Here is a 19,456-nt window from a genome sequence, read left to right as displayed (position 1 = left end):
AGCCATCCTAATGCTCCGCCCCCCCACAAATCCAGCCTTTTAACGCGGCCTTGCCATGGCCAAAAATTGAACCATCAACGCGGGATAATGAGCGCGTTCACCATGAAGTTGCCGGCCTGCTGGCGAAAACCTTTACCTTCATGCCCAGTCTTGCCAGAGGCCGCTCGGGCTGCGTTGCAGGGCAGCCGCTCCGGGCAGAAAAGTCCGATTAGCGGCGCAGGCGGAAAAATCCGGCCGGATGGTTCATGGGAATCACCCATTCATTGGTGGCGCGGCCAACATCCGAAAAAGGCCCCGCCGGCGAGGTGGCCCATTGCAATACGCCGGGGCCGTCCCACACCATCCGGAGGCCCTCAGGAGCGGGTGCCAGCCGCAGTGACGGGCGTTGTACCACCGCCAGTCCATGATAAAAACCCGTTCCCAAAACTCGGCTCGTGCAAGTGGCTTCGGGCAAATCAAGCTGGCCGAAGCTATTATCGCCCCAGGCGAACACCTGTCCATCTCGGCGCAAAGCATAGGTATGGTAAATCCCAGCCGCGATGGCCACGAGATTGGTGGCATCGGCGGGCGGCTGGCATTGCCCATAGGCATTGTCACCCCAGCAAAGCACGCGCCCATCGGCCAGCAGCGCAACACTATGGGCCAGTCCGGCGGCCAGAGCGATGACATTGGTGGCCGTGCCGGGGACGTTGGTTTGACCGCCATGATTATACCCCCAAGCCACGACGGTGCCATTGGATCGCAAGGCGAGGTTGTGAAAACTTCCGGCAGCCATGGCCTGGACATTGGTTAAAACGGCAGGAACATTGGTTTGGCCGTAGCTGTTATCTCCCCAAGCCACCACGCGGCCATTTCTCAACAAGGCCAGGCTGTGCAGGCTGCCGGCACTAATGGCCAGGACATTGCTGGATGCCTGGACGGGCACATTCGTTTGTCTATGGGAGTTGGCGCCCCAAGCGAAAACTTTGCCGTCCTCCGACAACCCCAAGGTATGATTGGCCCCTGCGGCAATGGCGACAAGGGGCGGCAAATTGCTGGGCATTGTGATCTGTCCTTGATGATTATATCCCCAGGCCGCCAACTGGCCATTAAAGCGCAAAGCCACCGAATGAAAATCCCCGCCCGCCACGGCTACCACGTCATGCAGGCCCGGTGGCGCAGGTGCTTGCCGGCCACTAGCATCTCCCCATGCCACCATGTTGCCGGGCGGCGGGAAAATATGCAGGCGGATGGTATTGGCGAGGGTGCCGTAAGGGTTGGCCACAACCAGCCGGTATGACCCGGCCTGATGGCGTTGGATATTGGTGATGACCAACACCAGGTTGGTGCTGATAAGCTGCCCCTCATTAAAGTACCAGGCCGCATTAACAGGCGGAGTGCCCGTCACGGACGGTGCAATCATCACGTCATCCCCTTCAGCAAACCGCTGGTTGGTCAGGGTACTTGTCAATTGCGGCGGCTGAAGGACTTCCAACACAGCCACAGCACTGGTGGCCCTGCCGACAGCATTCGAGGCGACGAGGTAATAGGCGCCGGCATCGTTCACCGCGACCGGTGACAGCATCAGGTTGGGTTGAGAGGTCGTCCTCAAGAAATTGCCGTTTTGGAACCAATAATACATGATCGGTTGGCTGCCGGAGACTTGCACATTGAATGTCCAAGTTCCTCCAAGCATGACTGCTCCGCCAGTGGGTTGCTGATGGATAAAAGGAGCCGAACCAATCACGGTTAAACTCGCCACCTGGCTGGTGACTGTTCCTAAAGCATTGGAAACCACTACAAAATAGGGGCCGGTATTGCGAAGTTGGGGGATGATTGTTAAGGAATTTTGCGAAACAGCATAGGGGGAACTGTTGGTTATAAACCAATAATAAACCATGGGTTCGCTGCCCCGGGCAACGACTGTCAAGTTGATCGGTAAGGCAACATATTCCTTCCTAGATAACGGCTGTTGTACAATAATGGGTGCGCTGGGCAGGACGCGCACCCATACAGGTGCGCTGGTAACTGAACCCCAACTATTGGTCAATATGGCCTGATAGAACCCTTGGGAGTTATTTTGAATGTTATAAATGATGAGCGTGGTGTTGGTGGCACCCGCAAGCGCACTGCCACCCAAATACCATTGGCAGGTCATCGGCGGGGTCCCTTCCGCGGTGAGGCCAAGCACCAAGGTGCTTCCTGCGTAAAGGTTGGTATTGGCAGGCTGTTGCAAAATGGCGGGACTTCGCACCAGCTTGACTTCAATCACCGAACTGGTGACGGTTCCATAAGCATTGGAAACCACCAGATAATAGTCGCCCGTATGTTCCGGCTGCATGGCGGGCAGGGATAAGAAGGCATTGGTTTGCAAGGCCATGGGCTGGTTGGCGAAGTACCATTGATAGGTTATTGGCTGCAAACCCTGGGCGCTGGTGGTAATATAAACCGGTCTGCCTTCAAGAATCGCGGAATTCGTAGGTTGGCGAGTTATCTTGGGCGCGCAAATCTCCGTCATGGGAATGCGAGCCACAGTCCCGCTGGCATAGTACCAATAATATTGATTTACTCCATCTACGATGCTAACAGTGGAATTGCCGTGCAGGTTGTGGATTTCGCTTAGAAATTCTGTATCAAAAGCACTGGATTGTCCAAAGGCCACCCGGCCATTGGTGGAAAGGCTGTAGATTTCCTGGGGTAATTGCGCCAAAACTTGAAGGTCTTTCGTGAACAGCATCCTTACACAGACCAGGCGGGAGCCGTCCGCACTCCTGACCAGATTGCGGGAACCGTAAGCGAACGTGCTGGAGCTCGCAACTTTCTCAAAACTGTCATTAAGAGTATCATAAATAGTAATGGCCGGAATTGATATGTTATTATCCTCATGATAATAATACCTGCCTGTCACATCAAATTCGCCATCGCCTTCTCTGACGACCGATAGACGGGAGCGCTCCTCTCCAGTTTGGGTGTTGTATAAAATAAGGTGAACCCACTGATCATATCCTTCCACCGCCAAATAGCCGCGCCGACCTGCGTTTATTCTGTAAATATCGGCCGTGTTGAGCACCAGCGGCTGCAGCAATTGCTGGGTTTCCAAATCCACCACCTGCACCGCCTCATAGCCATGATTAGCCACATACAGGCGCCCTTCTTCATAATTAATGGTCAGGTCCACGGGGTTCAAGCCGATGGGCAATGACCGCTCCACCAAGCCATTGTCGGTGCGAATAAACAGCAAACGCCCTGGTTGCCCTTGGGTAACCTCAGGGGGCGACAAAGCGTAAATGTAAGGCCGCTGGTAATCCGCCGTCATTTTCGAAATGTTCATGGCCACAATGGTGAGTTGGAGGGGTATGGCCTGTTGTGAGCCATTCGGCTGAATCCACAGCACGTTGGTATAAGAGCCGGGAGTCAGGTTGCCTGGGCGAAATTCGATGGCAATGGTGGCGGGCGCAGTACCATTGCTCATGGGCAGCGCCACCCAGGAAGGGTCCTGCACCCATGCCTGCCACTGGCCCTGGCCTTCAACACTCACGGACTGAGTAAAAGGCATCGAAAGGTTGTAGGCCAACTCGTTCAACTCAGTGGGTTGGACCATAAGGTCGAAGGTATGAAAGCTCCATACAGGGCCTCGGTTGGTGAAGGTATGCGTGAACACGTCCAAACGCCAGTAATAGTCGCGGCCGGGCGCAAGGGCTCCCGGCAGCCCCATGGTCGTACCCTGGGTGCGGCCCAAATAACATGCGGAATTCAAGCCGGCCTGGGCCACGTCCTGGGCATTGGTGCCCCAGTAAACATCGAAGGCCAGGGCAGGGGGATAGGCCGTCCAACTCAGGTTGGTCATCACGGCACTGACCGTTGCCCCATCAGCCGGAATTCCTTTGGGCTGAATTCCTGCGACGTCCCCCAGGTAACCAAGGGGATAAATGAACATGGTTTCTGTGGCAGCCTGATATCGAAATAATTTCTTGTGGCGGTCTGACACCGCCTGGACGTTGCTGGCAAAGGGATAATTGGTAACCACGTTTCCCGTCATAACGTTGTAAACTTTGCTGCGGCCAAAAGCATAACGGCCATCCATCGAGATGGCATAGATGTTTTCATCAAAGACTTGTACGATGACTTGGGGGTTATCAGCCCGCAGCACGTGGGTTTTGACAAAAATCAGGCGTTCGCTGGCATCCAGCAGCAACGGCGTATCAAGTGAGTCCATGTTTAGGTAAGCCGGCGATTCCCTCAATGCAGTTAAATGCGCGTTGGTCCAGGCATCCATTACCACTACCTTGGAGTTGTACCATCCCAAAAACCATAAATACTGATACCAATAGTACAAGTACCGTCCATCGCGGGTCACAGCTAGGTTACCCGCTCCGGCTTCAGTAGTGGCTAAGGTCGTGCCATTTGCGTAATCAAAGGTGATGATGTTCGGTACCCCAGCGCCGTCCGTCAGATACAGGAAATTACTGCGGCCAGCAGCTACATAAAGCGGGTTGCTGTTATCGAGGGCGTTGGTGGTGGTGAAGGAACGCTGCGATTCCTTGGAAAACGTTTTCAAATTAACCTTGGCGACAGTTCGGCCCATGTTGTGCACTACATAGACCGCATCGTGCCGATAGTCCAGGCACATGTCAGAGGGACTGACGTTTAGTGCGATTTCACCCTCTATTGCGCCGTTGGTGGCGTTCAACGCCAACAGACTGCCATTGCTGCCTGCGGCACCCCGGTTTAAGGCGTAAACGCGGTCGCGGCTGTGATCCGTCACCGCTTTGATGATGACACTACCGGGCAGTGGCACAGCAATAGGAGTTTGTGGCCTTGCGTTCGAGCTGAAAAAGAAAACGAGCATGATGACTCCCATCCCCCACGCATTGGAATTTTTCATACGGATTGTCTTTTTAAGCCGGCCTTAAAATTGCCGTCCTTGTTTATGTGGATTACGGCTAAACCATTATTGACGAACAATCCCCTATTTAAAACCACGAGTTTGGCCTGTCAACACCAGAAAAACCCATGTTTCTCCGTCTGTACGGACCTGCCCCTCATAGCTCAATGGCCTCCAATGGCCAGCATCCGAAACCTTCCTTCGCTTGGCTCCGTGTTTGAGTTTTTGGGTGATAAGCGTTGTTTTTTAGTTTCTGAATGAGCGTTTATGCTATTCTTCCTGTGAGACGCAGCGCATGGGAAACGGACGGTCAGTGTATCTGGATTACAATGCGGCGACGCCTCTTGATGCCAGGGTGCGAGAGGCGATGGCGCCGTTTTTGAATGAGATTTTCGGTAACCCGTCCAGCATCCATGCGCGTGGCCGCCAGGCCCGCGCCCATCTGGACGAGGCCCACGAGCGGCTGGCAGCACTCCTGCAATGCAAACCGTCGGAAATCATTTTCACGTCCGGTGGCACCGAGGCCAACAACCTGGCAATCCTGGGGGCGGCCCGAGCGCTCAAGCACAAAGGCCGCCATTTAATCACTTCCAGGATTGAGCACCACGCCGTGCTCGAGTGCTTCCATTATTTGGAGAAGCATGAAGGTTTTGAAGTCACCTATGTCCCGGCTGAATCGGATGGAAGTGTCAGTCCTCATTCCATTGAGTCTGCCATAAGAAAGGATACGGTGCTGATTTCGCTCATGGCGGCCAACAACGAAACTGGCGCCGTGCAACCCGTCAAAGCGGTGGGTTCTCTGTGTCGCAAGCTCGGCATATGCTTCCACACGGATGCTGTGCAATGGTTAGGCAAGCTTCCTTTCGGCACAATTCATGATTTCGAGGCAGACCTTGTGGCCGGCTGTGCCCACAAGCTCCACGGTCCTAAGGGTGCGGGTTTCCTTTTTGTACGCTCTCCCTTCAAGCCGCAACCGCTGATGCTGGGCGGCCCACAGGAAAACGAGCTCAGAGCAGGCACGGAAAATCTGGCTCAAATCGCCGGTCTGGTGGATGCCTTTGAACGTTTCTGCCGCCCGCCTGTCTTCGACGCAGAATCCATCAGGTCTTTGGCGCAGGAAATACGCAGTTTCCTGAATGGGATGAAAGGGGTCAATGTTATTAAACCACCCAACTCACTTCCAAACACGGTGGCATTTACCGTTAAAGGAGCCACCAGCTTGGAAATATTGGCCAATTTGGATCTCGAAGGCATCCAGGCCAGCGCCGGGGCTGCTTGCATGTCAGGTGCGCTGCAGCCTTCGCACGTTCTTTTAGGGATGGGCCGCTCACGCGAAGAAGCCAATTCTCTCATTAGAATCTCGCTGGGCCGTGAAAACACGCCAGAGGACATTGAACATTTCAAACAAGTGTTTTCCCGCCTCGCCGCCAAGTGGACAACTTCTGAATAAACCCCCAAAAGGTATCCTGATAACGGAAAAACCATGTGAACAACCATCACTTTTCCCGGTTGCGCTTGGGGAGCCTGGCTGTTTTCCACAACCGGCAGCACTCGCAAATGCCTGATAGAAGCTTGACAGTGGGGGTTGTTTGCCTTATCCACAGCCCTTAATAATAGTCTTTTGGTTTTACTAAGACATCAGCATATTAAGCCGCATGAAATTCAAAATAACCAAAGACAGCCTGTTTAATGGTCTTGCCGCACTACAAGGGGTTGTGGGGCATCGCAGCACGTTGCCCATTCTGTCGAATGTGTTGGTCCATGCGGAGGCTGGGCGTTTGGATTTGACCGCCACGGATTTGGACGTGACCATCACCCGCACCGTGCCTGCTGATGTCATTCGCAAGGGTCAGGTCACCTTGCCTGCCCGGAGGCTTTTCAGTTTGGTCCGTGAGCTGGGGGGAGGGGAGATTGAATTTGATGTGGATGACCAATGCCGCTGCAACCTGCGGGTGGGTCCGTCCTTCTACAAAATCCACGGGCTTTCGCCTGAGGAATTTCCCCCGCTGCCCAAATTCAAGGAAGAGCGCAAAGTGGTGGTGGACCAGCAAAAGGTGCTGAAGATGCTCAAACGCACCTCCTATGCTGCTTCCAATGATGAGGCCCGCTATGTGCTGAACGGCATCAACATCAGCCTGCGCGATCACAAGCTGACCATGGTGGCCACCGATGGACGCCGCCTGGCCCTGGCCGAAGAGGAAACCGACCTGCCTGAGGGATTGCAGGCGGAATTCACTGTGCCCACCAAAGCTGTCAATGAGCTTTCGCATCTCCTTGGCCCTGACGGGCAGGTGGAAATTGCCAGTTCTGAGAATTACGCGGGGTTCATTTTGCGCGGTGAAGGGCAGTCCCCGACCTCTCTTTTCACCAAGCTGGTGGACGGCACGTATCCCAATTACCGGCAGGTCATCCCGTCTGAGACCAAAATCCGCGTGCAACTGCCGCGTGAGGAATTCATGCACGCACTGCGGCGCTCGGAGATTATGACCAGCGATAAGCAGACTTCGGTGCGCTTGAACTTTTCAGAAAATTCCCTGGTCATCACCGCCAACAGCCCGGAAGTGGGCGAAGGCGAAGAGCGCATGGGCATCAATTATAGCGGCCCGCAGCTTTCGATTGCGTTTAATCCGCGCTACCTCATCTCGCCGCTCGAAGCGCTGGAAGGGGAGGATGAAATCTTCTTTGACCTGGTGGACGAACTGGCCCCAGGTGTCATTCGCATCAAAGGCCCCTTCCTCTACGTCGTCATGCCCATGCGCCTGTCCTGAGCCGGCGGGCCATGACATGAGGCTGCCGCGAATCCTGTGTTTGCTTCCCAGCCGCACGCCTGGTGGGATAACCAGGTGTAATTCCTGATGGGATTTTGTGCGGCGGATGTTTGCTTTTCATGCGCTCCGGCCGTTCAGTGCTGTTTTCTTGCACCAGCAAATTGGGAATTAGGATAAAGCATCACTAAAAAAGCTTGACACCAATATTCTCGTTTGGCATTGGTTTTCAACCGATAAGGATTTCTACTTATGAGAGTTAATTTTATTTATACCGTCCTTGCAGGCGTTTGCATCTTATCGGCCAACACCACCGCGCAAGTCACTTTAACCAAGGTTGCCGATTACAACACCCCCGTACCCGGCGCTCCCGGCACCACCTTTCGGGAAATCGGCCAGCCCTATGTGCACAATGGCCAAGTGTTGTTTTATGCCACCAACAATGCAGGAATGGGTGGGCTATACCTATATAATGGCAGCACCCTCGTTAAGGTGGCCGACACCAACACGCCTTCTCCCGGTGGCGGCAATTTGCGGGACATTTCTTTTTATGCTTATGCGCTGGAAAATGGCGCAGTGGCGTTTGTTGCCTCGGATGCCAACGGCCCGGCCATTTTCTTTTGGACCAACCAGCAGTTGACGCGCCTGGTCAAAAACGGCGATTCCATTCCCGGCACTGCTTCCAACCGTTTTAATTTCTTTGGCCAGCCGACCTTTGACCGTGGTGTGCTTTACTTCATGGGTGGTGAGGGTGAGAGTTACCGGGGGGTGCATCGTTATGATGGGACGGTGAGCACAGGGCTGGTCAGCTCCCTGCAAGTCTATCCCGGCGCCACCCTGCCTCACTATTTCAGCGCCCAGCTAGCGGTGGAGAGCAACCGCCTGGCCTTCTGGTCTTCCGCCGACAGTCAAAACGCCATTTTTACATGGGTCAATGGCGCCAAAAACTTCCTCGTTTCCTCCAATGACACCATACCCGGCACCAGCGTGAACTTTGCCACCTTTCAAAGTCCCCCGGACATGCAAGGTGGGTGGGTGGCTTTTAAGGGTGGTTCCGACAATTATTTTCAGGAAGGCATTTTCCTGCGTCCTTTTGAAGGGGGCGCCATCATCCCCGTAGTGAGGCAGGGGGCGGCCCATCCCGGTTTTAACACGGCGCTCACATCATTTGGGGAGATGGCGGTGGACAACGGCCGTGTCTGGTTCCAAGCCGGCGGTGCTGGCGGCCAAAGCCTGTTTTTATGGGAGAGCAACCGCTACACCCGGCTGCTTTCCGGGGGCATGGTCTTGGATGGCCCGTCCACCATTTTCTCCAGCGCACCTTTTACTTTCAATCAGAACTGCGTTCACCAGGGGGTGGCGGCGCTGGTCGTGCGTTTTTCCAACAACACCAAGGCGCTCTACCTGGCCGCCAAAATACCGCCGCCGAGCACGTTAATCGCCGCGACGAATCTGGCCGGCACCAGCACGCCCATCCCCGGAGGCACGGGCAATTTTCTTGCCCTCGGCTCGGCCATCCCGTGGCGCGGCGGGGTGTTGTTCACAGGCCAGGGCGCTGGCGGGCAGTTCGGCCTTTATCATTACCTTGATGGTAATATTTCTGTCATTTTGAACCAGACCACCGTTTTCCCGGGCACCACCAGCACCGTGGCCAGCCTGCAAATTCACGCGGTGGACCCTGCACGGGTGGCCATTTACGCTGTCAGCGCGGGTGGAGATTGGGGGCTGCTCATCTACGACGGCACCACGCTCACCAAGGTGGCCGACAACAACACGGCCATCCCCGGCGGGGCTTTCGGCACGTTCAGCAGTTTTTCCCGCGCCCAATTCACCGGCTCCGGGCTGACGTTCCACGGCACCGGCTCCAACAATTATTCCGGCGTCTTTGAATTCAACAACGGCACTCTCTCCACCTTGGTGGACTCCACGCGCACTTTTCCCGGCACCACCGACTCCCTGGGCATTGTCTCTTTTGCCCGCCAGGGCGATCTTCTGGCGTTGATCGGACAGGCCGGAACCAACTACCAGCAAACAGCCGTGATGCTCTTCTCCAACCATGTCCTGACGGTGGCGACCACCAACGGCCTGGCGCTCAGTGATCGGACCAACCGCTTTTACAACAGCTTTTACAGCCTGGGCTTTGCAGGCGGGAGCTCTACTTCAGCGCCCTGGTCTCGGGTGTTGGTTTTGGCAAGACCTACGTCTTCAAAGTGGCCGCCGGCGAGCTTGCCCCGCAAGTCGTGGTGGATGAAAACACCGCCTTTCCCGGCATTGTTGGCCGGCCAACCTTGGGCTCGGTGTTTATCGAGCCAACCGGGCTGTTCGTCACGGCGGCCAACGGCTCTCAAGTGGGTCTGTTTCATTATACCGCTGGCGGCATGGAACCCTTGTTCCTGAACAACGCCATATTGAGCGGTGCATCGGTAACCTCCCTCAGCCCCGTCACCGGGGTCTGAGCACCGGCGGCCTGGCCTTCAGCGCCAACACCTCCATGGGCCAGATGATCCTTTCCGCCACGCCCGCCACCTCTCTGCCCGCCGGCGTACGCTTTGCCCAGGGCAGCCTGGCCTACTCTCCCGGCAACGGCTTTTGCCTGACCTTTGCCGAGGGCACCCCGGCGCCGGCTACCGGCTGCAATACCGCGGCTTGGAGCGCGATGCGGTCTGGACTACCCTGACCAATTTCACCTACAACGGCCCCGCCACCCTCTGCGATTCCACCGCTACCAACCAAGCCCGCATCTACCGCATGATCAGCCCATGAAGGGCGTGCCCGGGCCGGGGAGGGGAGAGGCGCCCGCAACCTGGAAATCTCGGAAAACGAGCTTGCGCCGCCTGCGCTGATGCATAAACTTGATTTGTACGATGCGCCCGTTCCGGGCGCATGGGATGGCGGGGTAGCCAAGTGGTAAGGCAGAGCTCTGCAAAAGCTCCATTCGTCGGTTCGATTCCGACCCTCGCCTCCAGGAAAACCCAACATGGCTTGCTTCTCCTCACACGCGAACTTTTCCGAAAATGCGCCGTGACCTCCTGACTTGGTCCACCTGCTTGCTGGCGATGTTTCTGTGGTCCGGGATGGCTCAAACTCCGCGCCGCACCGCCTTCGAGTTGTTGGAGGTGGGCCAATGGTCCAACCCCCGCCAAGCCGCATCCCCTGGTGGCCCACCGCACCTATTACAGCGCCGCCATGAAAACGGAAGTCGGCTACAGCATTTACCTTCCACCGGGCTATGCCACCACCACCAACCGTTATCCTGTCGTCTATTGGTTGCCGGGAGGCGGATGCAACGAAGACCCGGAAAGTCCCTCGCTGGCGCCGGGCCTGTGGGGCCAACTGGACTCGTGCATCCGGCAGGACACACTGCCGCCCCACATTTTCATCGTCGTCAATGGGGGGCGCTACACGCGTTATTATGATTCGCTGGATGGCACGGTGATGATGGAAACCACCATCATCCGGGAGTTGATTCCGCACGTGGACGCCACGTATCGCACGATGGGGAATCGGGGCGGGCGGGCGATTCAGGGGGAGTCCATGGGCGGGATGGGCAGTTTGAAGTTCGCCTTCAAGTATCCGGAATTGTTCAGTTCGGTGGTGGCTTTTTGCCCGGCGTTGCTGGATGCGGAGGCGCACATGCAGCGGAATCCGACGCTCATCCCGGCGTTGTTCAACGGGGACAAGGCGTTGTTCACCAAGGACAGTCCGGCGGCACTGGTGGTGAGCAATGCGGACAACATTCGGGACAAACTGGCCATTAAAATCATCATCGGCAGCGAGGATGGGCTGCTGGAATGGAGCGAGAAACTGCACGCGAGCATGGTGAAGCTGAAAATCTCGCATGAGTATGAAATCGTGGGGGGAGTGGGGCACGATTTTGCGCCCCGGAAGCTGGAGCTGCAATTGCGGGCGCTGCAATATGCGGCGGAGCATTTCACGCTGCCCCGGCCGGTGTGGAGCAAAAGCCCCTGAAACAAGCCTGGAAAAGACTGGGTAGATGGTGACCCCCCGGTGGTCAAGATTTACCCCGCTTTTCCTATAAGGGTGCAATTGACTGGATTATCGGAGCGTTCCCCGCCGGGCTGGGGCGGCATGGAAGGGTTGCCGGCGAAGAATTCCAGCATCTGCGCCTTGCTCTTCCGGCTGGGGAGGCATAGGATGGCGGCATGAGCCACCGTATTATTTTCCTGCTGGTTTTGGGGTTGGCGGGCGGGCTGGGTGCGCAGACGCCGGTCAAGGATTATCGCAAAGAAACTCCCGCCGAGCGCGACGCGCGCATGGCATGGTTCCGGGAGGCGCGGTTCGGCATGTTCATTCATTGGGGCGTTTATGCGGTGCCGGCCGGGGAGTGGGAGGGCAAAACGCACTATGGCGAGTGGTTTCTGGAAGAGACGAAGATGCCGGTGTCGCAGTATGAGAAGTTTGCGCAGCAGTTCAACCCGGTGAAGTTCAACGCGCGGGAATGGGTGCGGATGGCCAAGGAGGCGGGGATGCGGTACATCGTCATCACCAGCAAGCATCATGATGGTTTCGGGCTGTTCCGGAGCGAGCTGACGGACTGGTGCATCAAGCGCACGCCGTTTCCGCGGGACCCGTTGCAGGAGCTGGCGGCGGCATGCCAGGAGGCGGGGATTGTTCTCTGTTTTTATTATTCCATCATGGACTGGCATCACCCGGACTGGGGGACGCGCCGGAAGTATCACGACCTGGCCACCGGCACGCCGGACATGGACCGGTATGTGGCGTACATGAAAGGGCAGCTCAAGGAGCTGCTGACGCGCTATGGGCGGATTGGGATTTTGTGGTTTGACGGGGAGTGGGAAAGCCCGTGGACGCATGAGCGCGGGGTGGATTTGTGCAATTATGTGCGCAGCCTGCAGCCGCAAATCATCGTCAACAACCGCGTGGGCAAGGGGCGGGCGGGGATGAGCGGCATGGACCAGGGGCAGGGCGTGGGCGATTATGGGACGCCGGAGCAGGAAATCCCGCCCACCGGGTTTGGGCCGGGGGTGGATTGGGAGTCGTGCATGACGATGAACAATCATTGGGGCTACAACAAACATGACCAGAACTGGAAATCCACGCGCACGCTCATCCGCAACTTGATTGACTGCGCCAGCAAGGGGGGTAACTACCTGCTGAACATTGGCCCGACGGCGGAGGGGACGTTTCCGGAGCCGAGCATTCAGCGGCTGGCGGAAATGGGGGCGTGGATGAAGGTGAATCAGGAGGCGATTTATGGGACGACGGCCAGCCCGTTCAAAAAACTGCCCTGGGGCCGCTGCACGCAGAAGCCGGGCAAATTATATCTGCACGTGTTTGACTGGCCCAAGGATGGCCGGCTGGTGGTGCCGCTGGCCAACCGCGTCAACCGCGCATATTTGCTGGCGGAGCGCAACACGACGTTGACCGTCACCCCCGGCCCGGCGGAGACGGGCGGGCTGGTGGTGAACGTGCCTCAGGCGGCGCCGGATGCGAATGCCACGGTGGTGGTGCTGGAAATCGCGGGCCAGCCGGAGGTCACCGCCCTGGCTCCGGCAATCACGCAGGCGGCGGACGGCACGCTGACGCTCAAGGCCGAGGACGCGGAGATTATCGGGCGCACGGCGCGGCTGGAGACCAAGGCGGGCGGCGTGCCCAACATTGGCTTCTGGAGCAATGTCAAAGACCGCGTGGAGTGGACGGCCAAAATCACGCGGCCCGGCACGTTTGCGGTGGAGGTGCATTACGCCTGCGCGCCAAATTGCGGCGGCCAGTATGCGTTGCTGGCGGGCAATCAGAAATTGGAAGTCAGCGTGGCGCCCACCAAAGACTGGAGTGATTTTGTCACGGCCAAGATTGGCCAGTTGAAACTGGAAAGCGCCGGGGCGGTGACCTTCACCGTGCAGCCGCTCAAGCGGCAGGGCGAAGGTCTGATGAATTTGCGGTCGGTCAAACTGACGCCCGTGCCATGAGTGGGAAACGGCAGGGAAAAACGGCGCCTTGCCGAATGAATCAACCCCTGGTTTTCCAGCTTTAGGACGCGCCCGCTTATGGCCCGTGGCGGTTGGCTGGCTGAAACTTGACCATGAAACCCATAACCTGTTTGGTGCTCCTGGCCGCGCTCTGGAGTGGGCCGGCGCTGGCGGCGGCAAAGAAACCGCTGCTGGTCTTCATTCTCGCGGGCCAGTCGAACATGGAGGGACACGCCCGCATAGAGACGTTTGATTATATCGGCGATGACCCGGCCACGGCGCCGTTGTTGAGGCAAATGCGGAACGCCGACGGCACGCCGCGCGTCTGCGAGCGCGTTTGGATTTCTTATCTCACCGGCGGAGGCGGCCAGAACTTTGAGCTGACCGGCAGGCTGACGGCCGGCTTTGGCTCGCTGGACGGCCGTAACACCGGCAAACCCGGCCGCAAAATTGGGCCGGAATTCACCTTTGGGTTGACGCTGGACGCGGCGCTGGACCAGCCGGTGCTGCTCATCAAGACCGCCTGGGGCGGCAAGAGTTTGCATACCGATTTTCGCCCGCCCAGCGCGGGGCCGTATGTATTCAATGAGACGCAGCTTGCCAATCTGGCCCGGCGCGGCCGGGACCTTGCCGCGGAGAAAGCGAAAAAGGCGTCCGAGACCGGCGTGTATTACCGGCTGATGATGGAGCATGTCAAAAAGGTGCTCGCCAACCCCGGGCGCGTGGTGCCGGACTACGATGCGGCGCAAGGTTACGAGCTGGCCGGTTTTGTGTGGCTGCAGGGCTGGAATGACATGGTGGACGGGGACGTTTATCCCGAGCGCAACAAGCCCGGCGGTTACGCGGCTTACAGCGAGGTGCTGGCGCATTTCATTCGCGATGTGCGCAAAGACCTCGGCGCGCCCAAGCTGCCGTTTGTGATTGGTGTGATGGGGGTGGACGGCAAGCAGGCCAGCGCGACCATGCGGGAATTTCGCCTGGCCATGGCGGCGCCGGCGCGGCTGCCGGAGTTTCAGGGCAATGTGGTGGCGGTGGAAACGGCGCCCTTTTGGAGCGAGGAGCTGGGGGCGATTGACAAGAAGCACGAGAAGGTGCGGCAGATGCGTTATTTCCTGGACTCGAAACACAAGGACTACGCCAATGCGGACGGCAGCATGACCGAGGAGCAGAAGCGGGAGTTCATGAAGAAATACGAGTCCGAGCTCATCAGCCCCGCCGAGGCGGCGCTGTGGAAACGCGGCGCTTCCAATGCTGGCTATCACTACCTCGGCTGCGCCAAGACCTTTGCCCTGATGGGCCGGGCGTTTGCGGAGTCCCTCCTGCAAATGCGGAGCGCGGCCCCCGCCCAACCGCCGCCGCAGGGCAGTAGCGGTGAGTGACCCGTGGGCTCAAGCAGCGCATCAGGATGGATGCTACGGCGACTAGGACGCCGCCGGAAACTGCAGGCGGTGCGCCTGCACGAAAAGTTGTTGTAACTCTTTAACCAACCATCGGAAGAGCGAGGATTGCATTTGAGCACCTGCGGCCTAGTGGACACCACGGTGGTGCAGGCGGCGCGGCGGCCGCCTGCGAAGTAACTTGGGACGGCGGGCGGCCAGGACGAAAGTTATACCGTCAAGCGTGGACAGCCGCACTATTGACTATTTTATAAAATGTGATTCCGAATACTTGGAGAAGTAGTAGTACACTGAACACTCGGCAATCTTATACATAATTTTAGCCATTTCGTCAACTTGCCACTCTTCTTCTCTAAAATAGAAGCTTCCCCTCTTAAACTTACCATTTTCCTCATCGTATAACCTGGTCTGATTAAGCACCCCGAACATGGCCATTGTTCTAACGCGGTCTAAAATTGACGAACCTTGTGCAAAATCACAACCATATCCGAAACATACGAAAGGGAAGATGCACTCTCGCAATAGCGCCGTACGCAAGCCAATAAGGTTCTTCCCCAAACGTTCGATCGCATTTCCTTTTGCTTGTTCGGGCTTTCCTTCTTTCAGCCGCTGGTCGTTGGTGCCTTGGTTCTTTACTTCAGCGATAAGAATTGGATAGATAAATTTATCGTCAGGCTTTCCTTCTAGGTAGAGGATGCCGCCGTCTGGGCGAATAGAACTGTTTTTGAAACGGTCGTGAAACTCCACTTTAGGAAAGCTAGATTTAAGTTCGGTTACAATATCTTTGAGATACCACTGGCTTTGATGTTTCAGCGATATTTTATCGCCAAATTTAGTATTTAGTTGGTTGACAACTTTGCTCAGTGCTATATAAAGAGCGGTTTCTTGTTGTTTAGAAGTAACATTGATAATTGGGGACTTAGTTTCCCGATCTGTCCGAAGTTGATGTTTGCGAGACATAGGCAGTTATCTCCTTTCTACTATATACAAATGCTCTGTTGTATGAAGAGAACGATTCGCAAAGCTTCGACTTCCGCGGAAGGCGTTGTATCTAATATGAATAGTCTCGACTTTTCCAAAAGCCCCAAGAATCTTGAACATCTCTGTGGGACTGATAAACCCTTCATCGTTAAATGATACTAACAGGAAGGCGGCATCTAAATGTTCGACAAGATCTGTAAAAACCTTTGGCGCCTCTTCTTTGACGTTGTAGCGGGACCTTCGCCAGTTAATCGGTATCCCTGATACTTTGCTGACATGTACAGGTCTTTTGTAATGAACAATCAGATTAAGCATGAAATAATTGGAGCCATATGGATGCTGGTTGTATGGAGGGTCCAAATACGCTAAATCAAGCCCACGAATACTCCTCACTGCTTTATTTGCATCTTCTTGCAGCACTTCAACTTCACACTCGAAATTACTCAAGACCGGAGTCTCCAGAATGATCTCACCCATGATGCGCCGAAGAGCGTCTCGACCACTTCCCCCAAATTGACCTACCCTAGTGATACGATTTTTGTAGAATCCTTTGAAGACTCCAGCGGTGTTTGCGTGTATAGAGGCTTCACTTAAAAGTGGAGCTAAAAGGAAATCATGTAAATATTCTGGTATCTCATTAATTAGCCTTCGGTAGTTGTCTAACCGCCGAGCATTGTTTTGGGTGTAGAACACACGGTCCTCTTTCGTAATATTTAACTCATCACGGGGGGCGTACATCTCTTCAATAAATCCTTTGGGAAATGGTGCATCTAAGACCCTAGCATTAAGATCCTTCACGATGTCTTCTAACAAGAACATGTCCACACTGCTTCGATTTGCAAGAAAGCATCGACCGATTACGCGTGCGTAATCTTCCAAGTCATTAGAGATAAGGCGAGACGAATGCGCTTTTAGATAGCGCGAAACGACACCAGATCCGCTGAAAACGTCGAAGCAAGCAAGTTTTTGCTTACCTAGTCGCCTCTTAATTCGCACAACTGCATTAGAAATTTCTCCAAGCAAGGCCCGCTTGTTGCCAATATACGTAATTAGCTGCCGCGTAAGGTAATCGGGATTCTCCGCTATAGCGGTGTCTTGCGCCCAAATACCTAATTTCAGTGCCTCTTGGATTTGCATTTCTGTATTAAATTATTGTTCTCGTTTTTCTTTTGCCGGAACTTCTAGCAATTGCAAATAAGCAAACAAATGTCATTTATTCAAGTCAACCATGTTTTCTGACTTGCTTAAATCTAAGAATAATACCCAGCGTGAATCTTATCAAGAAGGAAACCTAAGGGCTCTGGGAACCCTCAATCATTAACGAAGGGTGGGTGGTAAATTTGGGGGGAGAATGCGGTCTAGTAAAGCAGGTGGTCGGGGCAGAAGAGTGCAAAACTGGCCGAAAAGGGGTCGCTGGGCTTGCCCCGGTTTGATGGACAGCCGGGGGCTGGTGAGGTAGAAACTCCGTTCACATGAAAAAAGGCAAACCCGACGAAACACAGGAAACCGCCCCGGCGGCGGCCAGACCCCACCCCTAAGCCAAACGCTACGACGACGCCTTCAAGCGGCAGGCCACGGAGCATTGGCTCCGCAGTGGCAAGCCCGGCACCCAGGTCGCCGCCGAGATCGGCTTCAGCTATCCCACCCTCAAGGGCTGGCGTCCCCAATACACAGGCGACGCCCTGCCCAACCGCCGCCGCAGGGCAGCCGGGCCGAGTGAGACGCCGGGGTAAAAAAATCCGTGGACGCCCCGCCGACGTCGGCTAGGATGCTCGCATGTTAAAACCCTCGTCGTGTGTGTGGCTTGCTTTGGGGCTGGTGGTCGTTTTTTCTTGTCCGGCGCGGCCTGCCGCTGGTGTCTCCAACCGCGTGCAACGGGGCGAAATGGCGGGCTACCTGCTCGTGCCCAACGAGAAGGTGCCCGAGACTTTCAACGCCGGTTTTTCCATGTACGTGGCGGCGTGGCCGTTGCTGGAGACGTATCCGGGGTCGCGTTTTCAAACCGGCCTGTTTGGCACGTGGATGTTCGCGCAGCACGAGACGCCCCCGCCGTTCAAACTTTACTCGGACATCGAGGGCGGGTTGGGCTGGTGGCGCGATACGCGCTTTGCCACCGAAACGCCCAAGTTCATCATGGGCGGCGTGGCGCCGAATTTCAGCGAGTGGGCCAACGGGCCCGGCGCCGGCAAGGGAAGGGACTGGGACAAACCCCTGGGCAAATATGGCGTGGCGCAGCTCAGTCCGTGGGTGTTGTGGCCGCCGGACGGTTTGAATTTGAAGCAAGGCACGTGCGGCGAGCTTTTTGGCTACGGTTACCTGCCGCTACCCTTGACCAATCCGAAGTCCACCACTGCGGGCAAACCCATCCCCACCGGCAACCAATGTTGGACTCTGTTTCTCAACACCGCCAATTTCAAAGGGCCGGTGGCCTTTTTCACGCCGTTTTTCTGGTCGCGCGCGGCGGTGGAGGATTCCCGGATGGCGGGCCTGCTCCTGGACAGCCGGCCCTCGAATCCCAACCGCGCCCTGCAAATGGAGACGCAGCACGTGCCCAGCGCACAGGCCACTGATGCCCAGGGCCACACGTACGCCCGCATCGCGCCCACGCGCTTTCCGCGCGCGGCCGGCGGGGACTCCGTGGTGGTGCATCGCATCATGTCCTACAACCGCGCCGCCTTGTGGGATGCCGTGCAGGCCTGGTTCGAGGGCGGGCCGGTGGCCAGCGGCCGGATTCGCGAGGAAGGCGCCGTGGTTCACGTGTTCCCCGGGCGCGGTGGGGCCACGTGGAGCATTTACTCCGACACCGCCACCAAAGAGGAGCGCCGGCCGGTGGCCTGGGGGAGATTCGCCCATCCGCAGGCCACGGACGCGCACACCTTTGGGTATCGTTGGAACCGCGATTGGGTGACACCGGTGGACACTCCTGCCGGCCCGCTGGTCATGCTGCCGGAATACTATCGTCTGGTGACCAACGCCAACAACAAGGCGGAATGGGTCCCGGTGGCGGCCAAGGAAGTGCCGGCGGAAACCGGTCTGGCTCAGGTACGCTTTGAGCGGCCTGCTGGGCGGCGGCCTGAACCTTATGTGACCCCTGAGGAGCCGCAGAGCTGCTGGAAAAAGCCCGGGCCGGTGGCTGGGCCGTTCAAGGCGCGGCTGGGGGATGGCAGCGTGGTGACGTATTACTGGTATCGCTTTGCCGACCAGCCCGCGATGTTGAACGCGGATTTGACCGCCGCCGAGCGGGAGGTGGTCCAGCAGCGCGTGGAAAAACTGCATCGCGCGTGGACCAAAGACCGCGAGTATCTGCCGCCGCCCGGAGTGGGCCGGCTGGCCGCGCTTGACCCGGCCTTGTTGGTCACCCCGCCCAAGGGCCTTGAGGTGGGTTACGTCCCCATCGTCACGCGGCAGGAAAAAGAATAACGCCTGTTTCGAGGGCGGAGCAGCCTGCCATCCACGGCAGGCTGCCTGGCACCGCGCACTCCTGCTGCCGGGTTCAGC

The 19,456-nt window shown here is 56.8% G+C and carries 11 protein-coding genes, 1 tRNA gene and 1 pseudogene; 10 read left to right on the top strand and 3 right to left on the bottom strand.

From position 1 onward, the window contains the following. Positions 1 to 208: 208 nt before the first annotated feature. Positions 209 to 4,864, bottom strand: coding sequence for an immunoglobulin domain-containing protein (locus NXS98_RS13965; RefSeq protein WP_283845633.1), 4,656 nt, complete (start codon positions 4,862 to 4,864; stop codon positions 209 to 211). A gap of 313 nt (positions 4,865 to 5,177) precedes the next feature. On the opposite strand from NXS98_RS13965, the gene NXS98_RS13960 reads away from it, so the two are divergent. From NXS98_RS13960 to NXS98_RS13925, 8 genes are all read left to right on the top strand, one after another. Then, a complete protein-coding gene (locus NXS98_RS13960) occupies positions 5,178 to 6,314 on the top strand; it encodes a cysteine desulfurase family protein (protein WP_283845632.1) in 1,137 nt (378 codons plus the stop codon). A 205-nt stretch (positions 6,315 to 6,519) separates the two neighbouring features. Next, positions 6,520 to 7,632 (top strand): DNA polymerase III subunit beta, encoded by a 1,113-nt coding sequence (gene dnaN, locus NXS98_RS13955; protein ID WP_283845631.1) that lies wholly within the window; start codon positions 6,520 to 6,522, stop codon positions 7,630 to 7,632. Between the two features lie 249 nt (positions 7,633 to 7,881). After that, positions 7,882 to 10,026, top strand: a complete 2,145-nt coding sequence (locus NXS98_RS13950; protein ID WP_283845630.1) for a hypothetical protein — start codon at positions 7,882 to 7,884, stop codon at positions 10,024 to 10,026. A gap of 192 nt (positions 10,027 to 10,218) precedes the next feature. After that, complete coding sequence (locus tag NXS98_RS13945) at positions 10,219 to 10,392, top strand: hypothetical protein (protein ID WP_283845628.1); 174 nt, start codon at positions 10,219 to 10,221, stop codon at positions 10,390 to 10,392. A gap of 127 nt (positions 10,393 to 10,519) precedes the next feature. After that, positions 10,520 to 10,594, top strand: a tRNA-Cys gene (locus NXS98_RS13940). Between the two features lie 221 nt (positions 10,595 to 10,815). Then, entirely contained in the window at positions 10,816 to 11,598 is a 783-nt protein-coding gene (locus NXS98_RS13935; RefSeq protein ID WP_283845626.1) for an alpha/beta hydrolase, read from the top strand. Between the two features lie 194 nt (positions 11,599 to 11,792). Then, entirely contained in the window at positions 11,793 to 13,580 is a 1,788-nt protein-coding gene (locus NXS98_RS13930; RefSeq protein ID WP_283845625.1) for an alpha-L-fucosidase, read from the top strand. Positions 13,581 to 13,693: 113 nt separating this feature from the next. After that, positions 13,694 to 14,959: a sialate O-acetylesterase gene (locus NXS98_RS13925; RefSeq protein WP_283845624.1), complete on the top strand. Its 1,266-nt coding sequence runs from the start codon at positions 13,694 to 13,696 to the stop codon at positions 14,957 to 14,959. A 261-nt stretch (positions 14,960 to 15,220) separates the two neighbouring features. Here NXS98_RS13925 and NXS98_RS13920 read toward each other — a convergent pair whose 3' ends face one another. Both NXS98_RS13920 and NXS98_RS13915 read right to left on the bottom strand, forming a co-directional pair. Continuing rightward, positions 15,221 to 15,937 carry an EcoRI family type II restriction endonuclease gene (locus NXS98_RS13920; RefSeq protein ID WP_283845623.1) on the bottom strand — a complete coding sequence of 239 codons (717 nt, stop codon included), beginning with the start codon at positions 15,935 to 15,937 and terminating at the stop codon, positions 15,221 to 15,223. Positions 15,938 to 15,943: 6 nt separating this feature from the next. Further along, complete coding sequence (locus tag NXS98_RS13915) at positions 15,944 to 17,095, bottom strand: DNA adenine methylase (RefSeq protein WP_283845622.1); 1,152 nt, start codon at positions 17,093 to 17,095, stop codon at positions 15,944 to 15,946. 416 nt (positions 17,096 to 17,511) lie between these two features. On the opposite strand from NXS98_RS13915, the pseudogene NXS98_RS17985 reads away from it, so the two are divergent. Then, positions 17,512 to 17,691 (top strand): annotated as a pseudogene (locus NXS98_RS17985) (transposase); the annotation flags it as partial. A 43-nt stretch (positions 17,692 to 17,734) separates the two neighbouring features. Continuing rightward, positions 17,735 to 19,378, top strand: coding sequence for a hypothetical protein (locus tag NXS98_RS13910; RefSeq protein WP_283845621.1), 1,644 nt, complete (start codon positions 17,735 to 17,737; stop codon positions 19,376 to 19,378). The last annotated feature ends 78 nt before the right edge of the window (positions 19,379 to 19,456 follow it).

This window comes from Fontisphaera persica (genome assembly GCF_024832785.1).
GTDB lineage: Bacteria > Verrucomicrobiota > Verrucomicrobiia > Limisphaerales > Fontisphaeraceae > Fontisphaera > Fontisphaera persica.
The sequence above is the reverse complement of the archived record's forward strand: the minus strand, read 5'-3'. Positions and strand labels throughout refer to the sequence as shown.